The 22,330-nt window shown below is 61.2% G+C and carries 16 protein-coding genes; 5 read left to right on the top strand and 11 right to left on the bottom strand.

Features of this window, described 5'->3' with window-relative positions:
* Positions 1 to 49 precede the first annotated feature (49 nt).
* The gene (gene vioA / locus ACYAR8_RS06885) at positions 50 to 1,168 is read left to right on the top strand and encodes a dTDP-4-amino-4,6-dideoxy-D-glucose aminotransferase VioA (RefSeq protein ID WP_463579460.1); all 1,119 of its coding nucleotides are present in this window, start codon (positions 50 to 52) and stop codon (positions 1,166 to 1,168) included.
* 77 nt (positions 1,169 to 1,245) lie between these two features.
* Positions 1,246 to 4,776 carry a glycosyltransferase gene (locus tag ACYAR8_RS06880; RefSeq protein ID WP_463579459.1) on the top strand — a complete coding sequence of 1,177 codons (3,531 nt, stop codon included), beginning with the start codon at positions 1,246 to 1,248 and terminating at the stop codon, positions 4,774 to 4,776.
* Between the two features lie 69 nt (positions 4,777 to 4,845).
* On the opposite strand, the gene ACYAR8_RS06875 is transcribed toward ACYAR8_RS06880, so the two are convergent.
* The 9 genes from ACYAR8_RS06875 to ACYAR8_RS06835 form a co-directional block, all read right to left on the bottom strand.
* Entirely contained in the window at positions 4,846 to 5,865 is a 1,020-nt protein-coding gene (locus ACYAR8_RS06875; RefSeq protein WP_463579458.1) for a ketoacyl-ACP synthase III, read from the bottom strand.
* A 7-nt stretch (positions 5,866 to 5,872) separates the two neighbouring features.
* On the bottom strand, positions 5,873 to 6,514 hold the full coding sequence (locus ACYAR8_RS06870) for an acetyltransferase (RefSeq protein WP_463579457.1): 642 nt from the start codon (positions 6,512 to 6,514) through the stop codon (positions 5,873 to 5,875).
* Positions 6,511 to 7,272, bottom strand: a complete 762-nt coding sequence (locus tag ACYAR8_RS06865) for an SDR family NAD(P)-dependent oxidoreductase (RefSeq protein WP_463579456.1) — start codon at positions 7,270 to 7,272, stop codon at positions 6,511 to 6,513. The genes ACYAR8_RS06870 and ACYAR8_RS06865 overlap by 4 nt, the downstream gene beginning before the upstream one ends.
* Entirely contained in the window at positions 7,273 to 8,376 is a 1,104-nt protein-coding gene (locus ACYAR8_RS06860) for a 3-oxoacyl-ACP synthase III family protein (protein ID WP_463579455.1), read from the bottom strand.
* The gene (locus ACYAR8_RS06855; protein ID WP_463579454.1) at positions 8,373 to 9,443 is read right to left on the bottom strand and encodes an aromatic ring-hydroxylating oxygenase subunit alpha; all 1,071 of its coding nucleotides are present in this window, start codon (positions 9,441 to 9,443) and stop codon (positions 8,373 to 8,375) included. The genes ACYAR8_RS06860 and ACYAR8_RS06855 overlap by 4 nt, the downstream gene beginning before the upstream one ends.
* 93 nt (positions 9,444 to 9,536) lie before the next feature.
* The gene (locus ACYAR8_RS06850; RefSeq protein ID WP_237254702.1) at positions 9,537 to 9,764 is read right to left on the bottom strand and encodes an acyl carrier protein; all 228 of its coding nucleotides are present in this window, start codon (positions 9,762 to 9,764) and stop codon (positions 9,537 to 9,539) included.
* A gap of 221 nt (positions 9,765 to 9,985) precedes the next feature.
* A complete protein-coding gene (locus ACYAR8_RS06845) occupies positions 9,986 to 10,699 on the bottom strand; it encodes a class I SAM-dependent methyltransferase (protein ID WP_074893076.1) in 714 nt (237 codons plus the stop codon).
* Positions 10,700 to 10,827: 128 nt separating this feature from the next.
* Positions 10,828 to 11,664, bottom strand: coding sequence for a phytanoyl-CoA dioxygenase family protein (locus tag ACYAR8_RS06840; RefSeq protein WP_074893107.1), 837 nt, complete (start codon positions 11,662 to 11,664; stop codon positions 10,828 to 10,830).
* Positions 11,665 to 11,672: 8 nt separating this feature from the next.
* A complete protein-coding gene (locus ACYAR8_RS06835; protein WP_074893074.1) occupies positions 11,673 to 12,251 on the bottom strand; it encodes a class I SAM-dependent methyltransferase in 579 nt (192 codons plus the stop codon).
* A gap of 362 nt (positions 12,252 to 12,613) precedes the next feature.
* On the opposite strand from ACYAR8_RS06835, the gene ACYAR8_RS06830 reads away from it, so the two are divergent.
* Positions 12,614 to 16,168 (top strand): glycosyltransferase family 2 protein, encoded by a 3,555-nt coding sequence (locus ACYAR8_RS06830; protein WP_463579453.1) that lies wholly within the window; start codon positions 12,614 to 12,616, stop codon positions 16,166 to 16,168.
* A gap of 16 nt (positions 16,169 to 16,184) precedes the next feature.
* On the opposite strand, the gene ACYAR8_RS06825 is transcribed toward ACYAR8_RS06830, so the two are convergent.
* Entirely contained in the window at positions 16,185 to 17,213 is a 1,029-nt protein-coding gene (locus tag ACYAR8_RS06825; protein ID WP_463579452.1) for an AraC family transcriptional regulator, read from the bottom strand.
* 188 nt (positions 17,214 to 17,401) lie between these two features.
* Here ACYAR8_RS06825 and ACYAR8_RS06820 point away from each other — a divergent pair, with 188 nt between their 5' ends.
* Together ACYAR8_RS06820 and ACYAR8_RS06815 are read left to right on the top strand one after the other, a co-directional pair.
* Complete coding sequence (locus tag ACYAR8_RS06820; protein WP_463579451.1) at positions 17,402 to 18,586, top strand: acetyl-CoA C-acyltransferase family protein; 1,185 nt, start codon at positions 17,402 to 17,404, stop codon at positions 18,584 to 18,586.
* Positions 18,587 to 18,598: 12 nt separating this feature from the next.
* On the top strand, positions 18,599 to 19,450 hold the full coding sequence (locus ACYAR8_RS06815; RefSeq protein WP_463579450.1) for a 3-hydroxybutyryl-CoA dehydrogenase: 852 nt from the start codon (positions 18,599 to 18,601) through the stop codon (positions 19,448 to 19,450).
* A gap of 487 nt (positions 19,451 to 19,937) precedes the next feature.
* Here the strand turns inward: ACYAR8_RS06815 and ACYAR8_RS06810 are convergent, their stop codons facing one another.
* Entirely contained in the window at positions 19,938 to 22,319 is a 2,382-nt protein-coding gene (locus ACYAR8_RS06810) for an efflux RND transporter permease subunit (protein ID WP_108122622.1), read from the bottom strand.
* Between the last annotated feature and the right edge of the window lie 11 nt (positions 22,320 to 22,330).

The following is a 22,330-nucleotide window of genomic DNA, read 5'->3' as shown; positions in this document are numbered from 1 at the left end:
GTGCGTCAACGCGCACAGCCCGCAGCGCGTGAGAGAGCACAGGAAGCTTATGAGTAAAACGATCCCGGTCACCCAGCCTCTGCTTCCGCCCCTGGAAGAGTTCATGCCCTATCTGCAGCAGATATGGGACAGCAAGCGCCTGACCAACGCCGGGCCGTTCCATGAAAAGCTGGAGAAAGACCTGGCCGCGTACCTGGGCGTCGAGCATTTGTGCCTGTTTTCCAATGGCACGCTGGCGCTGCTCACCGCGTTGCAGGCGTTACGTGTGACCGGCGAAGTCATCACCACGCCCTACTCGTTTGTTGCCACCGCCCATTCTTTGCTGTGGAACGGGCTGAAACCGGTGTTCGTCGACATCGCGCCGGGCACGTTCAACCTTGACCCCGACCGCATCGAAGAGGCCATCACCCCGGCGACCACCGCGATCATGCCGGTGCATTGCTATGGCATGCCGTGTGACGTCGACCGCATCCAGCAAATCGCCGACCGTTATGGCCTGAAAGTGATTTACGACGCTGCCCACGCCTTCGGTGTGCAGCATCAGGGGCAGAGCCTGCTGCGCAACGGTGACCTGTCGGTGCTCAGCTTCCACGCCACCAAAGTCTTCAACACCTTTGAAGGCGGCGCGATCGTCTGCCCGGACGCGAAGACCAAAAAACGCATCGATTACCTGAAGAACTTCGGTTTCGCCGATGAAGTGACGGTCGTCGCCCCCGGCATCAACGGCAAGATGAGTGAGATCAACGCAGCGTTCGGTCTGCTGCAGCTCAACTACATTGATGGCGCGCTGGACCGACGCAAGCAGATCGACACCATGTACCGCGAAGCGCTGACGCAAATACCCGGCATCGATTTGCTCTGGAGCCCCGGCGAGCACCACAACTATTCCTACTTCCCGGTGCTGGTCGGCGATGCGTTTCCGATCAGCCGCGACGCCTTGTACGAGCGCTTTCGCGAACAGGACATTCTCGTGCGGCGCTATTTCTATCCGCTGATCTCGTCGTTCCCGATGTACCGCAGCCTGGAATCCGCCAAACCGGAGCGCCTGCAAGTGGCGAGCGACGTGTCCAACCGCGTTCTCTGCCTGCCGATCTTCGATAGCCTCACTCCGGATGAATTCGCCAGCATCATCGCGATCATGCAGGCGGTGCTGGTCGAGCACCGCTAAGCAGCGCCTGTATTCAACTCGCCGGCCAGCGCCCATAGGCGTGAACCGGCGCCCGTCATCCGTCCCAAGGTAACCCGATGAGCGCTTCACGCCTGGTCAGCATCGTCATTCCCGCCTACAAACCCACCTACTTCGAGTTGGCGCTGCGCAGCGCCTTCGCGCAGGACTACGATCAGCTGGAGATCGTGATCTGCGACGACTGTCGTGACGGCGGCATCCGCGCGCTGGTGGATGAGCTGACGGCGGAAAGCCCGTTTCCAATTCGTTATTTCTACAACGAACAGTCACTGGGCGAAGCGCTGAATGTCGCGCGAGGCATCAAAGAGGCGCGCGGCGAGTACATCAAGTTTCTCTACGATGACGACCTGCTGGAACCCGAGTGCGTCAGTGCACTGGTCGAATTGCTGCATGACCAGCCGGACATCACCCTCGCAGCGGCAACCCGTCGCCTGATCAACGAAAACGGCGATTTCCTGCGGGAGAACATGCTGACGGTGTTCCCGTTCAAGGAAGACGTGGTCATCCACGGGCCGGAGCTGGTGGCCCTGCTGTCGGAACTGCCGTTGACGTTCATGGGCGAACCGAGTTCGGTGATGTGCCGGCGTGACAGCGCGCTCGCCTATGGCCAAGACCTTATGTCGCTCAAAGGCCTGCCCATACACTGGCTGGGCGATATCAGCCTGTACGTCAAACTGCTGCGTGAGGGCAATCTGGCATTCATCGGCCGCCCGCTGTCGCGCTTTCGCATGACCGAAACCCAGAGCAGCAGCATTGTCAGGTCAACGCCGCAGATCGCCAAAGAAGGCCACGCCAACTTTTACCGCATCACCAAAGAGCTTGAATGGCTCCGCCCGCTGGCCGACAACGGCGACGTCAAGGTCGCGCCGCTGCATGACCGGGAAAACTTCGTCCCCTTTAACCTGCGTGCCTGGTTCTTGCAGAAGTCGGCAACCGAGGTTCGCCACGACCAGATCCAGGAGTGGGCTTGGCAGCGTCGCCCCGCCGGGCCGCAGAAGCCGCACATCGTGCAGTACTTCCAGCAGCACCACGGCGCGCCGACTTTCGCGATCATCGTGTCCGATCCGCATAACCGTCCGCAGGCACTGGTCAAGACGTTGGTCAGTGTCGAGGCGGCCACTCGCGGGTGGATGCCGCCCCGGGTGTTTGTGCTCTACGACGGCAGTCGTGAGGCCCCGCAGCAAGTGGCGGACAACCCGGCCGTTTATGTGCCTGTCATCGGACAGAACCGCGCAGCGCCGCTCAACCGGCTGATGGACGAGCAGGGTTTCGACTGGTTCCTGATGCTGGATGCCGGCGCGACGGTGAATGTCGCCGGGCTGTTCAAAGCGGCGGTCAAGATCAGCGAAGGACCTACCACGCGGGCACTGTTCGGCGACGAAGTCGCTCAACCCCAGGACGACACGTCGGAAGTCATGCTGCGGCCGGACTTCAGTCTCGACTACCTGGTTAGCTGCCCATCCGTGACCAGCAAACACTGGATCTTCAACCGCTATTCGGTAATCGAAGCCGGGCGCTTCGACCCGCACTATCCTCAGGCCCTCGAGCTGGACCTGATCCTTCGTTTGATCGAGCACGAAGGCATGGGTGGTCTTGAACACATCGCCGAGCCCCTCGTCACCTATCGACCGCAAGCCCGGGAGTCGAACCTCGATGAAGCGAGAACGCTGCAGCGCCACTTGCTCGCCCGAGGCTATGAACACGGCCAGGTGATCGAGAAAAGCCCCCGGCAGTACCAGATCAAGTACGGCCATGCGGGTCAGCCCAAGGTCTCGATCATCATCGCCACCCGGGATCAGATCCTGCTCCTGCAGCGCTGCGTCGAGAGCATTCTGGAAAAGACCACGTACCCGAATTACGAAATCCTCATCGTCGACAACGACAGCCAGACCCCGGAGGCCGTTGACTGGCTGAACGGCGTCGAGGCCATGGGCCTGGCTCAGGTGCGGGTGCTGCGCCATCCCGGCGAATTCGACCGCTCGGCCCTCTACAACGGCGCCGCACGGCAGGCGACCGGCGAGTACCTGTTGCTGCTCGATAACAGCACCGCCGTGTTGCACGGGGACTGGCTCGACAACCTGCTCAATCACGCGCAACGGCCCGAAGTCGGCATCGTCGGTGCAAAACTGCTTGCCCCGGACAACACTATCCGTCACGGGGGCCTGATCCTCGGCTTGCACGAGCCGGTCACACAGATCTTCAGCGGCCAGAGCGGCGCCAGCGAAGGCTACATGCAGCGGCTGGCGGTGGATCAGAATTACAGCGCAGTCAGCGATGCGTGCCTGATGATCAGTCGGGCGCTGTTCGAAGCGGCGGACGGGCTGGACGAGGGTGAGCTGAACAACACTTATCGCGGCGTCGACCTGTGCCTGCGCGTGAAGGAGTCCGGGCGGCTGATTGTCTGGACGCCCCACGTGGTGCTGCTTAACGAATCCCGGGCTGACGACAGTGCCCGGATCAAAGCACCAGACGAACAGGCAAACCCGGCGCTGTACCGCAAATGGCTGAAGTACATCGCCCATGACCCGGCGTACAACGACAACTTTTCGGCCCGCGCCCAGGGCTTGCAGCTCGAAATCAATACGGCGTTGACCTGGCGGCCGCTGTCATGGCGGCCCGTGCCGATCGTGCTCTCGCACCTGAACGACCGCTGCCCGGCGAGCCAACGCCTGAACGGTGCCCTGGATACCCTCGCGGATGCGCTGCTGATCGAACATGTGTCCATACCGGAAGTCCTGACCCTTGGCGAGTTCGCCCGCCTGCGCCCGGAAACCCTGATCCTTGGAAGCCCCTTGAGCGAGACCTCCCTCGCCGACATCCGCACGATCAAGGCTCACAGCCAGGCGCTGCGAATCTTCGACATGGATCAATACCCAGCGTCAGCCGACCGCTTGCCCGGCGCGCCATCAGTGCAACAGGTGCGTGCCGGTCTCGAGGCCAGTCTGGCGCTGATGGACAAGGTGGTGGTGTCCAGCGAAGGGTTGGCCCATGAACTGAGCGCGCTGCATCCGCATATTCAGGTCATCGAGACGCGCCTGAGCGAACGCTGGCAGCGGCTGCAGTGCCATTCTCTGCCCCATGACAAGCCACGGATCGGCTGGGTCGGCACTGCTTCGGAGGTGAACGATCTGGCGCTGATTGCCGACGTGATCAAAGCCTTCGCCGACCGCGTCGAGTGGATCATCATGGGCCCGTGCCCGCAGGCCCTGCGCCCTTATGTTCATGAGTGGCGCAGCCCGGTGGAAGGCGTCCTGTATCCCGGCGTGCTGGCGTGTCTGGACCTGGACGTCGCGCTGATTCCCGCCGGCCACGACGTGCCTGGCGAACACAGAAGCTGCCGCCTGGCGCTGGAATTCGGCGCCTGTGGCTATCCGGTCATCGCCACCGACGTGCAGGGCCTGCGCAATAACCTGCCGCTGACACGGGTGCAGAACACAACCGCCGCCTGGACCGACGCCATCGCCCGGCACCTCAACGATCTGGACGAATCGAAACGACTCGGCCAAGTGTTGAAGCAGCGCGTGCTGAGTGACTGGATGATGGATGAGGCGTATCTGCAGCGCTGGCAGCAGGTGTTGCTGGATCGCTGAACTAAAAAGGGCTCCTTCATGGAGCCCTTTTCGGTGTGGGTTGATCTGCCTTGACGATGTCCCCTTCACTCACCAGCGAATAACGCACCCACCCCACGAATACCCCACGCCGAAACCCACCGCCGTGATCACACTGCCGGGCTGTACCTGGCCTTTCTTCAGGGACTCTTTCAGCGCGATGGGAATGCTGCACGACACGGTGTTGCCACAGTGCTTGAACTCGGTGATGAATTTCTCCGGCGCCAGCTTCAGTCGGCGACGCAGCGCTTCGAGCATGAACTGGTTGGCCTGGTGAAAGACGAACAGGTCGGACTGCTCGACCGTGAATTGCTCGTCGAACAGAGAGGCGAACAAGGCCGGCACGCGGGTCATGGAGAATTCGAAGATCGCCGGGCCGTTCATGTACAGGTCCGCGTCCGAACGGACATTGCCGCTGTCGTCTTCGTACTCGACGGGCATGTGTTCCGCGTCGAACGGCCGGCGGGCAGCCCCCATGGGCACGATCAGGTTGTTCGCGCCGGCGCCGTCGCTGCCGTAACGGAAGCGATCGAGGCAAGGCCCCTCCTCGTCCGACGCTTTGATCAACGTAGCAGCCGCCGCATCGCCGAACAGCGTACGCACGCTCTTGTCCCGGGGGTTGATGTAGCGGCTGTAGGTTTCGGCGGTGATCAGCAGCACGTTCTTGCACTGGCCCGATTCGATGAAGCCTTTGGCAATGCCCAGCCCGTAGATGAACCCTGAACAGCCCTGATTGAAATCGAACGCGGCGCAATGCTGCGGCAGTTGCAGGCGATGCTGCAGGATGCAGGCGGTGGCCGGGAGCATGTGATCGGGGCTTTGGGTGCAGTAGATCAGGCAGTCGATCTGCTCTCGCGGCGTGGCGCTGCTGGCGAAGAGTTTTTCGCAGGCGCGAAAGGCCAGGTCCGAGGCGGTCTCGTCGTCGGCAACGATGTGCCGCTGGCTGATCCCGGTCTTCTGGAAAATCTTGTCGACGTCCCACTCCGGAAACGCCTCGGCCAGCATCTGGTTTTCGAGTACCTGCTCAGGCAGTTCGTATTCGATTTCGGCAATTCGGGCGTAGGTAGGCATGACGTTTTTATCCTGAGATGCACTTGGCCGGCACACCGAAAACCACGCTGCCGGGTTTGACCGCCCGCAGCACCACGCTGCCGGCGCCGACCACAGCCCCTTTGCCGACGCGCACCTTGGGCAATACTGACGCGCGCGAACCGAGGAACACTTCATCTTCCAGCACGGCACCGCCGGTCAGGTCACAGTGCCCGCTGAGGGTCGAGAACTGGCCGATGACGGTGTCATGGCCGACGGTACACAGCGAGTTGATCGTGACGAAATCGCCGACGACCAGATCCACCGACAGCACCGAAAACGGGCAGACCAGTACGCCTCGTCCGATCGTCACGTTCTCGCCGACGATCGCCGTGGGGTGAATCAGCGTGAAGAACGCCGCGCCTTTGGCCAGCAGCTTTTCCACGACGTATTTCTTGTCGGCAGGCTTGCCGATGGCGCAGAGCAGCAGCTCATCGTCGGCCGGTTCGTAGGCGTCGATGGTCGAGATAATGTCGGCGTAATGACTGAAGCGATTGAGGGACAGGCTGCCATCATCGATGAAGCCGCCGATGACGTAATCCGGGTTGTGCTCGACCCAGTCCTTGAGCCAGGAATGGACCTCCCGACCCAGCCCGCCTGCGCCCACGATAAGGAGTTTTTTGATGTTCATTCGGCCAGGTAACCTCCATCGACAACCAGCGAAGTACCCGTGACCCAGCGCGCGGCCGGTGACAGCAAATAATTGACGGCGTAGGCCACGTCCAGCGGATGACCGAGGCCCAGCGGATGTTTGCGTTCGATGGCGGCCATAGCGTCTTCGCCGACCAGGCCTTCGAGCTTCTGCGCCATTTCGGTTTTGATCACGCCGGGCGCAATGGCGTTGACGCGAATGCCTTCGCGGGCCAGTTCAAGTGCGGCGGCGCGAACCATGGATTCGACTGCGCCCTTGCTCGCGCAGTAACCGATCAACGCGGGCTGAGCGACCTGAGCCATGACCGAGGACAGCATGACGATGCTCGACGGGTTGCGGCACACGCCTTTTTGCCTGAACGCCTTGATCAGGGAAAAACCTGAGGTGACGTTGGTGGCGAAAATGGTTTCCCAGTGATCCAGACCCATGGCGCGGATCGGCAGCGGCAATTGCACGCCTGCCGCATGCACCAGACCGTCGAACGGCGAGCCGTTGCGCGACAGAGCTTTCAACCAGGCGGCCACATCGCCGCCGCCCAGAAAATCGAAGACTTCGACCGAGTGACCTTCGCCGTGCAGCTGGCTGAGGGTTTCTTCCAGGCGCTGAGTGTCACGGGCCACGGAGACGATTCGTGCACCCTGCTGGCTCAGCCAGATCGCCACTTCACGGCCGATCCCGGAAGACGCACCGGTGACCAGGATGGACATGCCATCGAGGGAAAAAGGATTGCTCTGCACTTACGCCTCGCTACTGTCTGTGCCGACCAGCGTCAGCGGGCTGATCCACGTGTTGTCGAGATCGACGATACAGCCGGCCCACGAATACCCCACGCCGAAACCGGCGAGCAGGTGCTGGCCGTTCAGGGTCGAGCCGCTGTCGGCCGTCGCCGCACTCGCGCCTAGACTTAGCGCCAGAGGAATCGACGCGCTGCTGGTGTTGCCGACGTTCTGCAGATTCAGCACCACCTTTTCGGTCGGCAATTTGGTCTTCTTCGACAGGTGCTCAAGCATGAAGCGGTTGGCCTGATGGAAGACGTATTTGTCGACAGGGCGTTGCTGCTCGTCAGCGTGCTTTTCCAACGCGCGCACCAGCCCCGGCACGCGCGCCAGGGTGAAGGCAAAGATCTCGGTGCCGTTCATGTAAAGGTCGAACGGGCCACGCACATCGTCTTCACTGGTGGAGCCATCGGCCCCCTTGCGGTCACGAAACCCGCCGCCGGGCACGATGAGGTTCTTCTCGCCACGGCCATCGGTGCCAAGCACGAAAGGCGCGCCGGCAACGGTTTCATCGTAATCGAGCAGCGTCGCTGAACCGGCATCGCCAAACAGCGCGGCCACCGAGCGATCGCCCGGGGCCACCAGTTTGCTAATGGTGTCGCCGACCAATAGCAACACGCGTCGGCTGCCGCCACCGGCGATCATCGCCGACGCCATCCACAACCCGTACACGTAACCCGAGCAGCCCATATTGACGTCGAGCGCGGCGGTGGTGACCGGCAAACCCAGGCGCCGTTGTAACGTGCACGCGGTGGCCGGGAGCACGTAGTCCGGGGTCTGGCTGATGAAGATCAGCGTGTCGATGGACGCCTTGTCGATGTCCAGATCCGCCAACAGACGCTGGGCCGCCTCGACACACAGGTCCGACGTGCACTCGTCCTGCACCACATGCCGGCGTTCGATGCCGGTGCTGGCCATGATCTTGGCGATGCTCTCGTCGCCAAAGCGCCCGGCCAGGTCCGCGACATCTGCCACGGCCTTGGGCAGCGCACAGGCGATGCCCCTGATTTTGACCTTGGCAATGCTGCGCACTGCGTCGGCGCTAGTGCCAGTGACGCTATTCATACCCGTTCCTCGCCAACCGTTGTGGCGGCACCGGCCTGTCGTGCCCACTCTGCGCAGGACGCCCGAAAATGCAGAAGCTTGGCTTCCAGCGAGCTGTAATAACGCGGGGCATTCCAGGACCAGGTGTCGCCAGGAATTCTTTTGCAGATGGTGTGATCTTCTTCGAACACGGTCCGGTTGTTCTCGGCCGTGGACGTCATGAACGTGGACACGATCTCGTCGTATCGCTCGGACGCGGCGCGCAGCGGGTACAGCTGGCTGGTGAACCAGGTCCGGTCGGGTTGCCCGGAAGGAAAGAAATTCTGCATCGACCACGAATAACCATAGGTCGCCGACAGCATCGAAAACGGATACAGAAAGATGCTCACGTACCCAGCATAGGCGTCCCGAGGGGCGAAAAAGCGCGACAGGCTTTGCAGCCGCCGGGCGACCTTTTCGTTCTCCACCGGGGCGTACCAGATAGAGTTCTCGCCGTAGAACACATTCTCGCCGATGCCCAGTTTCAGGGTCGCCAGGGTCTCCCGATGCACGAGGGGGATGTGGTACGGCTCGAGGGCGTTTTCCAGGGAAATCGGCCAGTCGGCTTCGAAGGCGTAGCGATTGAAATCAGCGGGCTTGCCCAAATCCGGGGTGGTCTGCTCAAGCAGGGTGAAGATGTCCTGACCCAACTGGTCAAGCAAAGACGCCCGGGGCTCGATGGCAAAAAACACCAGTTCGCCGCAGGTCGCCAGCTTGAAGAAGTTCAGGCTGGCGCTGCCAATGTCACAACCGACGAAACGCTTGGCGTCCGGGATGCGCAACTGGCCGTCCGCGTAATTCCAGCCGTGGTAGGGACACAGGATCCGTTGCTGACCGGCGTCTTCGGTGAAAAACCGCGTCCCCCGGTGGGGGCATCGGTTATCGAAGGCGATCAGATTGCCCGCGTCGTTGAACACCACGACTTCGAAATCCAGCACATTGAAGCGCACGAAATCCTTGTCGTCGGCCACTTGCGACTTCAGGCAAAGCGGATGCCAGTAGGCTTTCACCAGGTCCGGCGCGATCCGTTGTGAAGCTGAGCACGTCATGATTTTGTCCAGAAAACGGGGCCACGCCGGGGAGTTCCACACGCAGGGCCCCATGGGTTGCCCTGCGCTGAAGCGCTTTCGAAAACGAGAGGCTTATTCGGAAACCAGCGTGATGACGTCCCGGACGGTTTCGCACTTGTTCAGGCGCGAGGCCGAAATGGTTTTTTCCAGGCGCTCATCGACCAGCGCCATGAAGGTCACCAGGGCAATCGAATCCCAGTCCAGCGGTTGGTCAACCTTAAGGGTGCCCTCATCGGCTTCCATCGCTTCTTCGATCAGCGCGACGACTTGCTCTTCCAGTGCCACTGCTTGCTCTACCATCTCTCGTCACTCCACGGACCATGATCGGACGCCTTCGCCGATGCGTGCTCATGCAGAAGCAAGTTCCGAACCAGAACCCGAAAAGCAGGCGCCAGGCCACGGATCATATGGGGTACAGGGGTTTTCGGAAGGGTTGGAAGAATTGAGGAGAGACAAAAAAACGGCGCGGGCGAAGCAGAAGTATGTGAGCCACCGGTTCGGTGGCCCTGAATAACGACCGATCAATCACCCGCCGTTCTTTCCTCACCGATCTTCGCGCCACGCATGTGGAACACCAGCATCGTGCCTTCGATGTGGTACAGCTCCAGACTGCTGGCCAAGTCTTCCAAGTAGCGGGTCAGCTCAGGAAACTGCGGGTTACCGTAGTCGTGCCAGACGATGCAACTGCTGTCGCCACCCAGCATCTTCAGCGAGTTTTCGGTGTCGCGCTTGACGTATTCGTACTCGTGGTTGGCGTCGACAAAGATGAAATCGAACTTGCCCGCGTAAGGCGACGGATCGAAGGTCATGGAGTCCTGCAGGATCTGCCTGACCATGGCCTTTTTAGGCGACTGATTGTACTTGCGGCTCGATAGCACGGCCTTTTCGGCGAGCAGCTTGTCATCGCCCTGGAACACGATACCGTCTGTGTCCGGCAGGTCCAGCGTATAAATGCGCGGCTCGTTGTCGCCGTTGTCCGGCAGGTCTTCCAGCACCAGCCGGGTGGTGCGGCCGTCGAAGGTGCCGAACTCGAACACGAAGTCCGGGTTGATGGCGCGGACCAGCTTGAGCAGCATTACCGATTCAAATGCCGTCAGGCTGCCGGCGCCGTCTGCGGGGGGCATGAAGAATTTGACCTCTTCTTCCCGGCCGTCCTCGATGCTCAGCACGCGGTAGGGCCGAATGTGCATCAGCGCTGAAGGCGCGTATGTGCGGGTCGCGAGACAGGTATCCATTTTCTCTCCTCAAATCGGTTGTCAGACGCTGGGGCGCACAGTGTGGTCAGGCTGCGCCAGCGCGGTCAGTGTTCAGGGGGCGGTATCGACCGATACCTGCAACGCGCGGACAGGTCAGGCGTGTTGAATCATTCTGTTGTGCCACCAGCAATGTGTGCGGCTTCGGCCTTCAACTGCGCCAGCTCTTTTTCGTATTTAACAATCTTGAGAATGCGTGAATTGACGAAGTGACGCGTGATGTTTTTGGGCGAGAAAAAGACATCGGTCTGCCACTCACCGCATATCAGCTCTTGCCCGGTGGGGTCGTCGGCCGGCTGAAGAATCATGTCGGCCATGATCCGGTCGACGCCCGAAACGTTCGGCCCTGACTCATGCCACAGGCGACTGTCCATGATCACGAAGTCGCCCGGCGCCAGCTCCGGCGTGACGGTCGGCCATTGCACATCGAAACTGGCCGGATCGATTTCACCGGCATCGCCGAGCAACCCCAGGACGTGGGAACCTACATGAAAGGTCATACCGCCGTTGTCTTTGTTCACGGCACTGATTGCCACGAAAACGCTGCACTTGTTCAGGTGACCGGCGTGGTAACAACTGTCCTGGTGCAGGAACACTTTGTTGGCACTCAGCGCGTCTTTGATGACAAAGCGGTGGTTATACAACGCAATGTGCTCGCCCATCAGCGGCTTCAAGGCAGTGGCGAAAACCGGCTCGCGGTACATGTGAGCCAGGCCTTCAGGTAACTGTTCGTTGAGGGACACAGGGTTGGCACGATTGACGTCTCGCCCCTTCTCCAGCACCGCGCCGTAGAAGCTTTGCCACTCGTTCTGCCATGCATCGACCACGTCCCGGGGCACGGCATTGCGCACCACAAAAACGCCCGTCTTGCGAAACACGTCAACGTCGAATGCCTCGGACGAGAGCCGGGGAATCAGCGCGTCGAGGGATTTCACGCTGTCGTGCATGGCGGCGTTCATATGAAACGGAACGTCAGTTCGTTGTCCTTGGTTTCCTTGAACTTGTTGCAACGGGCAAGGACGTTGTAGCGAATCGGGAACAGTTCACGGTCCGGGGATTCGAGAATATCGATCTCGACGATATCGAAGTCGCGCAGTAACGCATTCCAGCCATGTTCGGTGATGCGCCAGCAGTCCGGGCTCGGGCCATGGATGCGCCAGTTCAAGGGAGCGGAAATCAGCAAGTAGCCCTCATGTCTGAGGATGCGGCGAATTTCCTTGATGGTGTCGAACGGGTTCAGCGTGTGCTCGATGACTTCCATGCAGACGACGCAGTCGTAGGCGCTGTCGGCAATGAATTCGTTCTTGCGGGTGATATCGCCCACTAACGTCGGACCGTAGGTGTCAACGATGTCGAAGGTGTCGACGGCGAACTGGGTGAAACTTTCCCGGACCAGCGAACGCTCCTGGGGCCCGACTTCCAATAACCGTCCGGTCTCTTCGTGGAGCAACTCGGCGGTCTTCTTGACGAAGTGCTGCAGGTGATCGCGGGCCAGCTGGAACGTGTCGTTATCGAATTTCGAAGGTGTCGCCATGGTATGTCCCGCTGTCTGCCCGAAGCAGTGATTGGAAGGTGATCGGCGTGAAGCAAAGCCGCCTGTCTCTCGAGTATCGGCATGAATCCGACGATCATTAATCTACTCAAGCATGCTTTGCGTCATGCCTCAAGACCTATCGCGCGAGCGCAATTTACCTGGGCTGCGGGCCAGTATTTAGCCACTAACCGGCGAGAAACTTCAGTTTTGACGCTGCCCCTGACAGGTATCCGTTGGCCGGGATATTGCTTCATCGCATGTTCATGCCCGAGGCGTCATTTTCATGACGGGTCGCTTGCGCCCGCGTTCTCCTGTCAATGCGCCGATGTTCGAGGCACGTTTTTCAACTACCGGATACCCCCATGGATTCTCAACGACTGGTCAGTGTCGTCATCGCTGTCTGCCGCACCGAGTTTTTTGAAACCGCGCTGAACAGCGTGATCGGGCAGACCCACGATGCGATCGAAATTGTGATCTGCGACGACGCCACCGACGGTCTGGCAGAAACCGTGACTGACCTGTACCGGGCGTCGTGCCGGTGGCCGATTCGCTACCTGCGCAACGAGTCTTCACTGGGCGCCGAAGCTTGTTTCAACCGAGGCGTTGCGGACGCTTGCGGGCGGTACATCAAGTTCATGGCGGGTGACGCCGTGCTGGCGCCGGACTGCATTCAGCAGATGGTCGCAGCGCTGGAGTTCAATCCCCAAGCCTCACTGGTGGCTGCGCACCGCCAGTGGTTGAACGCCGAGGGCGCGGCGCTGCAAGAGAATCTGGCAACCCGTTTTCGTGTCAGTGAGCCGACGGTATTCAACGGGCCTGACATCGTCGGGCTGCTGGGGGAATTCACCTGCAATTTCATTGGCGAATTGAGCAGCGTGCTGTGTCGCCGTGACGACCTGCTGGGGTTGGGCGCCGATCCGTTTTCCCTCAACGGTGAATCCGTCGGCCCGTTGGGCAATCTGGCGCTGTACGCCAGATTGCTGCACGACGCCGAGCTGATCATGCTGCCGGCAACGTTGACGGGCACGCGCATCGCGCCGCAACAGATGACCGAACAGGGCATCGAAATCGTCGGCACGGACAGTGATCATCTGCCTGCGTTTCACCGGCTGATCCGTGAAGCCGGCTGGGCCAGCACCTCGCTGGACAACGGCTGGGTCGGCGCACGGCCGTTGTCTGCGTCCCGGGGGTTTGCCGATTTCAACCTGCTCGCGCAGTTGTCCGCGCCGTTGCCGCAGCGGTTGAACCCGCAGCAGGTCGAGGCCTGGCTCGGTCATCGGGTACTGACGGCCGATCAGCAGACGCAGATCGACCGGCACCTGGCCGAGGTCGACGCGCCTTCGCTGCTGGTGGTGATCAAGGATGTTGCCAACGTCCCGGAAAAGATTCAGCGCAGCCTCGACAGCCTCGCTTCCCACGGCGCCCTGCACGCCGCGATGAACGTGGTGGTGTTGACGGACGCGACCAAGCTGCCGGCCACCTTAGTTGGCCCTCGGCTGACCACCCTCGCCATCGCCGCTATGAACACCGCCGCGCTGTTGAATCAGGTGGTTGAAAGCAATCGTTTCGAATGGCTGATCGTGATCGACGCCGGTACCCAATTCACACCGTTCGGCCTGACTGCCAGCGCGCTGACGCTCCTCGACTCCCCTGACGCCCACGCCGCGTTCGCCGATGAAATGCACCGGCGGCCAAGAGGCGGCCTGAGTTCGGCCATGCGCCCGGACTTTAACCTCGACTACCTGCTGAGCTACCCGCTGCTGACGGCGGGCCACTGGCTGTTCCGACGGCAGACAATTCTGGACATCGGCGGCTTCGATGAGCGCTTCGCCGATGCCGCCGAGTTCGACCTGATCTTGCGTTTATATGAGCGTGAAGGCGCCGGGCGGATCATCCATATCAGCGAGCCACTGCTGGTCTGTGACCTGCCGGAAGCAGTGGATAATCCCCACGAAATCGAAACACTGCAGCGCCATCTGAAGGTGCGCGGCTGTCCACGGGCGACCATCGAACACACCCTGCCCCGCCGCTACCACGTGCAGTACGGCCACACCGATCAGCCGTTGGTGTCGATCATCGTCCCGACCAAAGATCAGCTGCCGTTTCTGCAGCGCTGCGTCGAAACCCTGCTGCACAGCACCCGCTACCTGAATTACGAACTGCTGATCGTCGACAACAACAGCGAAACCCCCGAAGCCCTCGAATGGCTGGCGCGCATCGACGCCCTGGGCTCGGCGCAGGTGCGCGTGCTGCGCTACCCGCACCCGTTCAACTATTCGCGCATCAATAACGTCGCCGCGGCCCAGGCCAAAGGCGAGTACCTCGTGCTGCTGAACAACGACACGGCCATTGTCCACAGCCGTTGGCTGGACGAATTGCTCAATCACGCGCTGCGCCCTGAAGTCGGCGTGGTCGGCGCCAAGCTGCTGTTCCCCAACGGGCGCATGCAGCATGCCGGCGTGCGCCTGGGCATGGACGGCCCGGCGGGTCATCAGCACATTGGTGAGCCCGGGCATATTCAAGGTTACATGCAGCGCGTGCAGGTGGATCAGGATTTGAGCGCGGTGACGGCGGCGTGCCTGATGGTCCGCCGCTCGATCTACGAGGAGGTCGGCGGGCTGGATGAAGAGGCCTTCGTCGTGTCATACAACGACGTCGATCTGTGCATGAAAGTTGGCGCCCTCGGCTACCTGAATGTCTGGACGCCCCATTCGGTATTGATCCACGAAGGCAGCGTCAGCCAGACCCACGTCGACACCGCCACCCAGCAGGCCAAGCGCAAGCGCTTCGTCGGTGAGCAACTGGCGATGTACCGCAAATGGCTACCGACGCTGGCGAACGATCCCGCCTTCAACAGCAATCTTTCGTTCGACCTGCAATCGGTGGAGCTCGAACTCAACATGCCACTGGTCTGGCACCCGATGGCCTGGCGCCGCCACCCGGTGGTGCTGGCCTACCCTGCGGGTCTGTGGGCCTCGCCCCACGAACGGGTGATCGCGCCGTTCGAGACCCTGCAAGCCGCCGGTATTGTGGACGGAATGCTGAGCAGCCAGCCGCTGTCGATTCCCCAGGAGGGACGGCTCAAGCCGAATGTCGTGGTGTTTCAGGCGCGCCTTGACGCGGATCATCTGCAAACCATCGCCCGCGCCCAGCTGTTGCCGGATGCCTTCGTGGTGCTCGATATCAATGACCTGCAACTGGGTTCGCGGACGCCGGGCCATGACCCGTTCGCCTTCGATGCGGAGTGCGTTGACCTGCTGCAGAAGAGCCTGCATCAGGCCCAACGTGTGATCGCTTCGACTCAAGTACTGGCCGACATCGCCGGGGAATTCCACGCGGACGTGCGGCTGCTGCCTTCGCGCCTGTCGCCGCACGTCTGGGGCAACCTCGTCTCGCGCCGTGGGGTGGGTGGCAAGCCAAGGGTCGGGCTGGTCAGTGACCGCTGGCAGCCTCAGGACTTGCATTTGATTCTGGCCGTGGTCGAGGCCTTGGCAGAAGAAGTGGAGTGGATCGTCATGGGCGATGACCAAGGCGTGCTGCGCAGTCATGCCCATGAATCCCACGATCGCCCGCCCGCCGAGCATTACGCCACAGCCGTTGCCGACCTGAACCTCGACCTGGCGCTGCTGCCCGCAGTGGATAACCTGTTCGGCGCCTGCAAGAACAACATCACCCTGCTGCAACTCGGCGCCTGCGGTGTGCCGGTGATCTGCAGCGACGTTCGCGCCTACGCGGGGGATTTGCCGGTGACGCGGGTGCCCAACACCCTGGAGGCCTGGGTAAACCTGATTCGTGCCCACACGATGGATCTGGCCAGCGCGGCACTGCTCGGGGACGACTTACGCAAACAAGTGCTTCGCGACTGGATGTTCGACGACGGGGCTGTTCAGGCCTGGCGCGAGGTGTGGCTGCCCTGATAGCGGCGGCGGCTCATCAGTCCGCGCTCATTGAGTCGCTGGCGGTGTGCTTCTTGCGGTAGCCGCCCGGGCTCTCCCCCGTCCACTTCTTGAATGCCCGGTGAAACGCGCTGGGCTCCTGAAACCCCACCAAGGACGCGATCTCCACCACGCTCAGCTCGGTGTCGCGCAGCTTCTGCTGGGCGATGCCGCGTCGTACATCATCCTTGATCCCTTGAAACGCACAGCCCTCACGCTCCAGTCGACGGCGGAACGTGGTGGCGCTGAGTTTCAGTTCATCGGCCATTTCCAGCAGCGTGGGCCAGTATCCGTAATGACTATTACGCAGGCGCTGATAAACCTGGGCCGCGAGGCCGCGCTGGTTGCGGTAGCGAATGACCAGCCACTGCGGCGCAGTGCGTAAAAATGATTTCAGCGACGGCAACGACTGCACCACCGGCAGACGCAGGTAGTGGCTGGAAAACTCGATCTCGGTGCGCGGCTCGCCAAAACTCAGGTTGTAACCCCACAACAGCGAATCGTCGCTGAGCCGCTGACGGCGCTGGCGAAACTGCGCGCGGTCGATGCTGATGCGGCGCCCGCCAAGCCAGCACAGCAGGCTGATCATCAGCAGCAGAAACGTCTCTTCACCGAAGCGCTGGCGGACCGGGTCGTCCGTGGTGGTGTCCACCGCGAGCACAGCCCGGGCGCCGCGAACGATGAGGCTGCCGCGAAAGTCGCGCAGGAACAGGCCGAAATTGCTCAGGCACTGGCGCAGGGCCTTCTCCAGAGTGGGTTCCTGAATCAGCCCCCGGCAGATCAGGGCGAAGCTGCCCAGGGGCATGCCGTGGGAATCGAGGCCGAAAAATTCGTCGCCCAGTTCCTTGATCTGAATCAGCCACAACGCCGCAAACGCGCTGGCCGAGACCCGTGCCGTGGGATCGTCGAGCAGCGCCATGTCGATTTCCGCCGCCTGCAAAACCGACTGCAAACGCAGTGGCTGGTCGCGCAGCCCGTGGACGATCAACTGGACGAAGTAGATCGACACTGAATCCTTTTCCCGCATGACCGCCTTTCCCTTTTTGAATGGTGCACCACGGATCAGGCGCTGATGGTAAAGAACGCCAGCCCATCTGGACAGTTTCGGCATAGGCCCGTCCCGAACGCCGATCTAGACTTGCCCGCAGTCAGCACCGGCCGAAACGCCGTTTCGCGGTGCCGCCCCCATAATTCCAATACGTGTCAGGAGCCCCCATGAGCACACCCGAAGTTTTCGTCGTCAGCGCACTGCGTACCGCCATCGGTGGATTCGGCGGTTCCCTCAAGGACGTCTCACCCATCGAACTGGGCACTCAGGTCAGCCGCGCCGCACTGGCCAAATCGGGGATCGCACCGGAACACATCGGCCATGTGGTCATGGGCCACGTGATCCCCACCGAAGTCCGCGATGCTTATCTTTCCCGCGTCATCGCCCTGGAAGCCGGCCTGCCCCAAGAAACCCCCGCCATGAACGTCAACCGCCTGTGCGGCTCTGGCTTGCAGGCCATCGTGTCGGCGGCACAATCGCTGATGCTCGGCGATGCCCAGGCGGTGCTGGCCGGTGGCGCTGAATCCATGAGCCGTGGCGCGTACATCATGCCCCAGGCCCGCTGGGGTGCGCGCATGGGTAATGTGCAGGCGTACGACTACATGCTCGGCGCGTTGCACGACCCGTTCGCCAACATTCACATGGGCATCACTGCGGAAAACATCGCCGAGCAGTACGGAATTACCCGCGCCGATCAGGACGCCCTGGCGCTGACCAGTCAGCAGCGCGCCGCCCACGCCATCGCCGAGGGCCGTTTCGAGGGCCAGATCGTGCCGATCGAAATCGCCACGCGCAAAGGCACCGTAACCTTCGCCCAGGATGAACACGTCCGTGGGGATGTGACGGCCGAACAGCTGGAGAAGATGAAAACCGCGTTCAAGAAGGACGGCACCGTCACGGCCGGCAACGCGTCCGGTCTCAACGACGGTGCAGCGGCGCTGGTCATGGCCAATGGCGACATGGTTCGCGCGCAGGGTCTCAAGCCGATGGCCCGTCTGGTGGCCTATGCCCATGCCGGGGTTGATCCGGCGATGATGGGGTTGGGGCCGATCCCTGCCAGCCGTAAAGTACTGGAACGCGCAGGCCTGACCGTGGCGGATCTGGACGTCGTCGAATCCAACGAAGCCTTCGCCGCACAGGCCTGCGCCGTTGCCCGTGAGCTAGGCTTTGATCCTGCGAAGGTCAACCCGAATGGCTCGGGCATTTCCCTCGGCCACCCGGTAGGCGCGACGGGCGCGATCATCGTTACCAAGGCGATTCACGAGTTGCATCGGATTCAGGGCCGCTACGCGCTGGTCACCATGTGCATCGGCGGCGGTCAGGGCATCGCCGTTATCTTCGAACGCGTGTAAGGGGGATTGTCGATGAGCATGCAACACATCGCCGTGATCGGCGCCGGCACCATGGGCAACGGCATCGCGCAGGTCTGCGCGGTGGCGGGGTTCGACGTGACCCTGCTGGACATTTCCGACACCGCACTGGAGCGCGGCATGGCGACCGTGCGCAAGAACCTCGAGCGGCAGGTGACCAAGCAGACGGTAGCGGCCGATGTCGCCGAAGCGGCCCTGGGGCGCATAAGTGTCACCACTGACTACGGCCAGTTGACCGGCGCGCAACTGGTGATCGAAGCGGCCACCGAGAACCTTGAGCTGAAGCTGCGCCTGCTCAAACAGATCGCCAGCCATGTCGACCGCGAGTGCGTGATTGCGTCGAACACCTCGTCGCTGTCTATCACCCAACTGGCGGCCAGCGTCGAGCATCCGGATCGATTCATTGGGCTGCACTTCTTCAACCCCGTGCCAATGATGAGCCTGATCGAGGTCATTCGCGGTTTGCAGACGGCGGACACCACCCACATCGCGGCGATCAAGCTGGCCGAGCGGTTGAACAAGACGGCGATCACGGCCGGCAACCGCCCGGGCTTTGTGGTCAACCGGATTCTGGTGCCGATGATCAACGAAGCGATTCTGGTGTTGCAGGAAGGTCTGGCCACCGCGCAAGACATCGACGACGGCATGCGCCTGGGTTGCAACCAGCCGATCGGCCCGCTGGCGCTGGCTGATCTGATCGGGCTGGATACGCTGCTCGCGATTATCGAAGCGTTCCACGAAGGCTTCAACGACAGCAAATACCGCCCCGCGCCGCTGCTCAAGGAAATGGTTGCGGCGGGGTATCTGGGACGCAAGACCGGGCGTGGTTTTTTTGTTTATAACTGAATGAATCCGGATGTGGGACGGCGTGTTTCTGGTAGGACTGGCTTTAGCCGAGAAGGCGTCGGTGGTCACACTGCAAAATTTTGGGTTGACCATGCCGGCCTCTTCCCGGCTGAAGCCGGTCCCACTAGGGTATTGCATGCATCCAGTGAACTTCCGGCGTACTCGAATGTGGGACTGGCTTTCGCACTGAAAGGGGACTGATTTATTTACAACGCTTCACCGTAAATTAATCTGTCCCCGATCCACAAATTTTGCGTGCGCAATACCGGCCTCTTCCCGGCTGAAGCCGGTCCCACCAGGGTATTGCATGCATCCAGTGAACTTCCGGCGTACTCGAATGTGGGACCGGCTTTAGCCGCACTGAAAGGGGACTGATTTATTTACAACGCTTCACCGTAAATTAATCTGTCCCCGATCCACAAATTTTGCGTGCGCAATACCGGCCTCTTCTCGGCTGAAGCCGGTCCTACGACGGCACCGCATGTGGTCAATGTGAAAACAACGAATTCCCGACCTTGCCCGCCATCTTCTCCGGCTTGATCAGGAACCGCGCCAGCGCCGGCAACAGCCACAGAGCGCCGAACATGTTCCACAGCAGCATGAAGGTCAGCATCAGGCCCATGTCGGCCTGGAATTTGATGGCCGAGAAGATCCAGGTGCACACCCCGATCGCCAGGCACAGGCCGGTGAACAGCACCGCTTTGCCCGTGGATTTCAGCGTCTGGTAATACGCTTCCTGCAACGGCAGCCCCGCCCGCAGGAAACTCTCCAGCCGGCTGTAGATGTAAATCCCGTAATCGACCCCGATCCCCACCCCGAGCGCCACCACCGGCAGCGTCGCGACTTTCACACCGATGCCCATGAACGCCATCAGCGCGTTGCCCAGCACCGACGTCAGCACCAGCGGCAGCACGATGCACAGCGTCGCCGCCCATGAACGGAAGGTGATCATGCACATCACCGCCACGCACACGTACACCAGAATCAGAATGGTCAGCTCGGCCTGCTTGATGACTTCGTTGGTGGCCGCCTCGATCCCGGCGTTACCCGCTGCGAGCAGAAACTCCAGGCCATCCTTGTTGTTCTGCTGAGCAAACTCCTGCACCGCATGCACGGCCCGATCCAGGGTTTCGGCCTTGTGGTCGTTGAGGAAAATCAGCAACGGCGCCAGCGAACAGGTGTTGTTGTACAAACCGTCAGCGCGGGAAATGGAGCTGTTCAGCACGTCCTTGTTGCGCGACAGCGACTCCCATTTCAGGTTGCCCTCGTTCATCCCCTTGATGACCTGCTTGGACACGGTCACCAGCGAAATCGCCGATTGCACCCCCGGCGTGTTCTCCATCTTCCACGACAGCTCATTCATGGCCGACAGCGTCTGATACGCCGAACACCCCTCGGGAGGCGTTTTGACCATCACCACCAGCACGTCGGAGCTAGTGGAGTAGTTGTTGATGATGAAACTGTTGTCCTGGTTGTAGCGCGAGTCCGGGCGCAGTTCCGGCGCGCCTTGATCGAGGTCGCCGATCTTCAGGTTATGGCCGTACCAGAGGCCGCCCACCAGAGCTACAAGAGCCAGCGTCACTGACACGCGAGCGACTTTCGGCGCGGCGAAGTTCGACAGCAGACGCCAGAACGGGTGCTCGCGCACAGCATCTTCTTTACTGCGCACCACCGCTTTTTTGCTGATGCCGGCGTAGGAAATCGCCACCGGCAATAGGATCAGGTTGGTGAACACGATCACCGCCACGCCGATGGAGGCGCCGATGGCCAGCTCGCGGATCACGCCGATGTCGATGATCAGCAAGGTGATGAAGCCGACGGCGTCCGCAAGAATCGCGATCATCCCCGGCAGGAACAACTGGCGGAACGTGCGACGTGCTGCGGTGAGCGCGCTGTCGGCGTCACTGGATTGCAGAGCGATGCCATTGATCTTCTGCACGCCGTGGGAAATACCGATGGCGAAAATCAGAAACGGCACCAGCATCGAGTAGGGATCAAGCCCGAAACCCACCACATGCATCAGGCCCAGCTGCCAGATCACGGCGATCAACGTGGTGCTCAACACGGCGATGGTGCTGCGGGCGCAGCGGGTGAACCACATCAGCAGAACCAAGGTGATCAGGAAGGCGATGCCAAAGAACATCACCACCATGATCAGGCCGTCGATCAGGTCGCCGACCTTCTTGGCAAAACCGACGATGTGAATCTCGACGTTGGGGTTCTGCGCTTCGTACTTGTCGCGAATCTTCTCTTCAAGCTGGTGGGAGAACTGACGGTAATCCAGCGGCAGCAGTTTGCTCTGGTCGCTGGGGTCCGGGTAGAACTCCTGCAGCGGCACATCGACGATGCTCGACTTGAAGTTGTTGGACACCAGACGCCCGACCTGCCCGGACTTGAGGACGTTGTTGCGCAGTTTGTCGAGGCTTTCCTGCGAGCCATCGTAGCTCTGCGGAATCACCTCGCCGCCGGCGAAGCCCTCCTCCGTGACCTCGGTCCAGCGCACGCTGGGGCTCCACAACGACTTGAGCCCGGAGCGATCGACACCGGAAATGTAGAACACCTCGTCGTTGATCTGCCGCAGGGTCTCCATGTACTCCTTGGAGAAGATATCGCCCTGCTTGGCCTCCACCGAGATACGCACGGTGTTGCCCAGGTTCGCCAGGTCGTTGCGGTGCTGCATCATGTTCTGAACGAACGGATGGCCCAGAGGGATCATCTTTTCAAAGCTGGTGGACGGGCGCACCAGCGTCGCTTGCCAGAACAGAAAGATACTGACCAGCAGGCAGATGCCGATCACCGTCTTGCGGTTGTTGAAAATCAACTGCTCCAGACGCGTCGGCTTGTCGTGATGGTGTTGAAGGTTGCTCATGGAAACGTGTC

The sequence above is a fragment of the Pseudomonas sp. HP_01 genome, assembly GCF_055284355.1.
The sequence above is the reverse complement of the archived record's forward strand: the minus strand, read 5'-3'. Positions and strand labels throughout refer to the sequence as shown.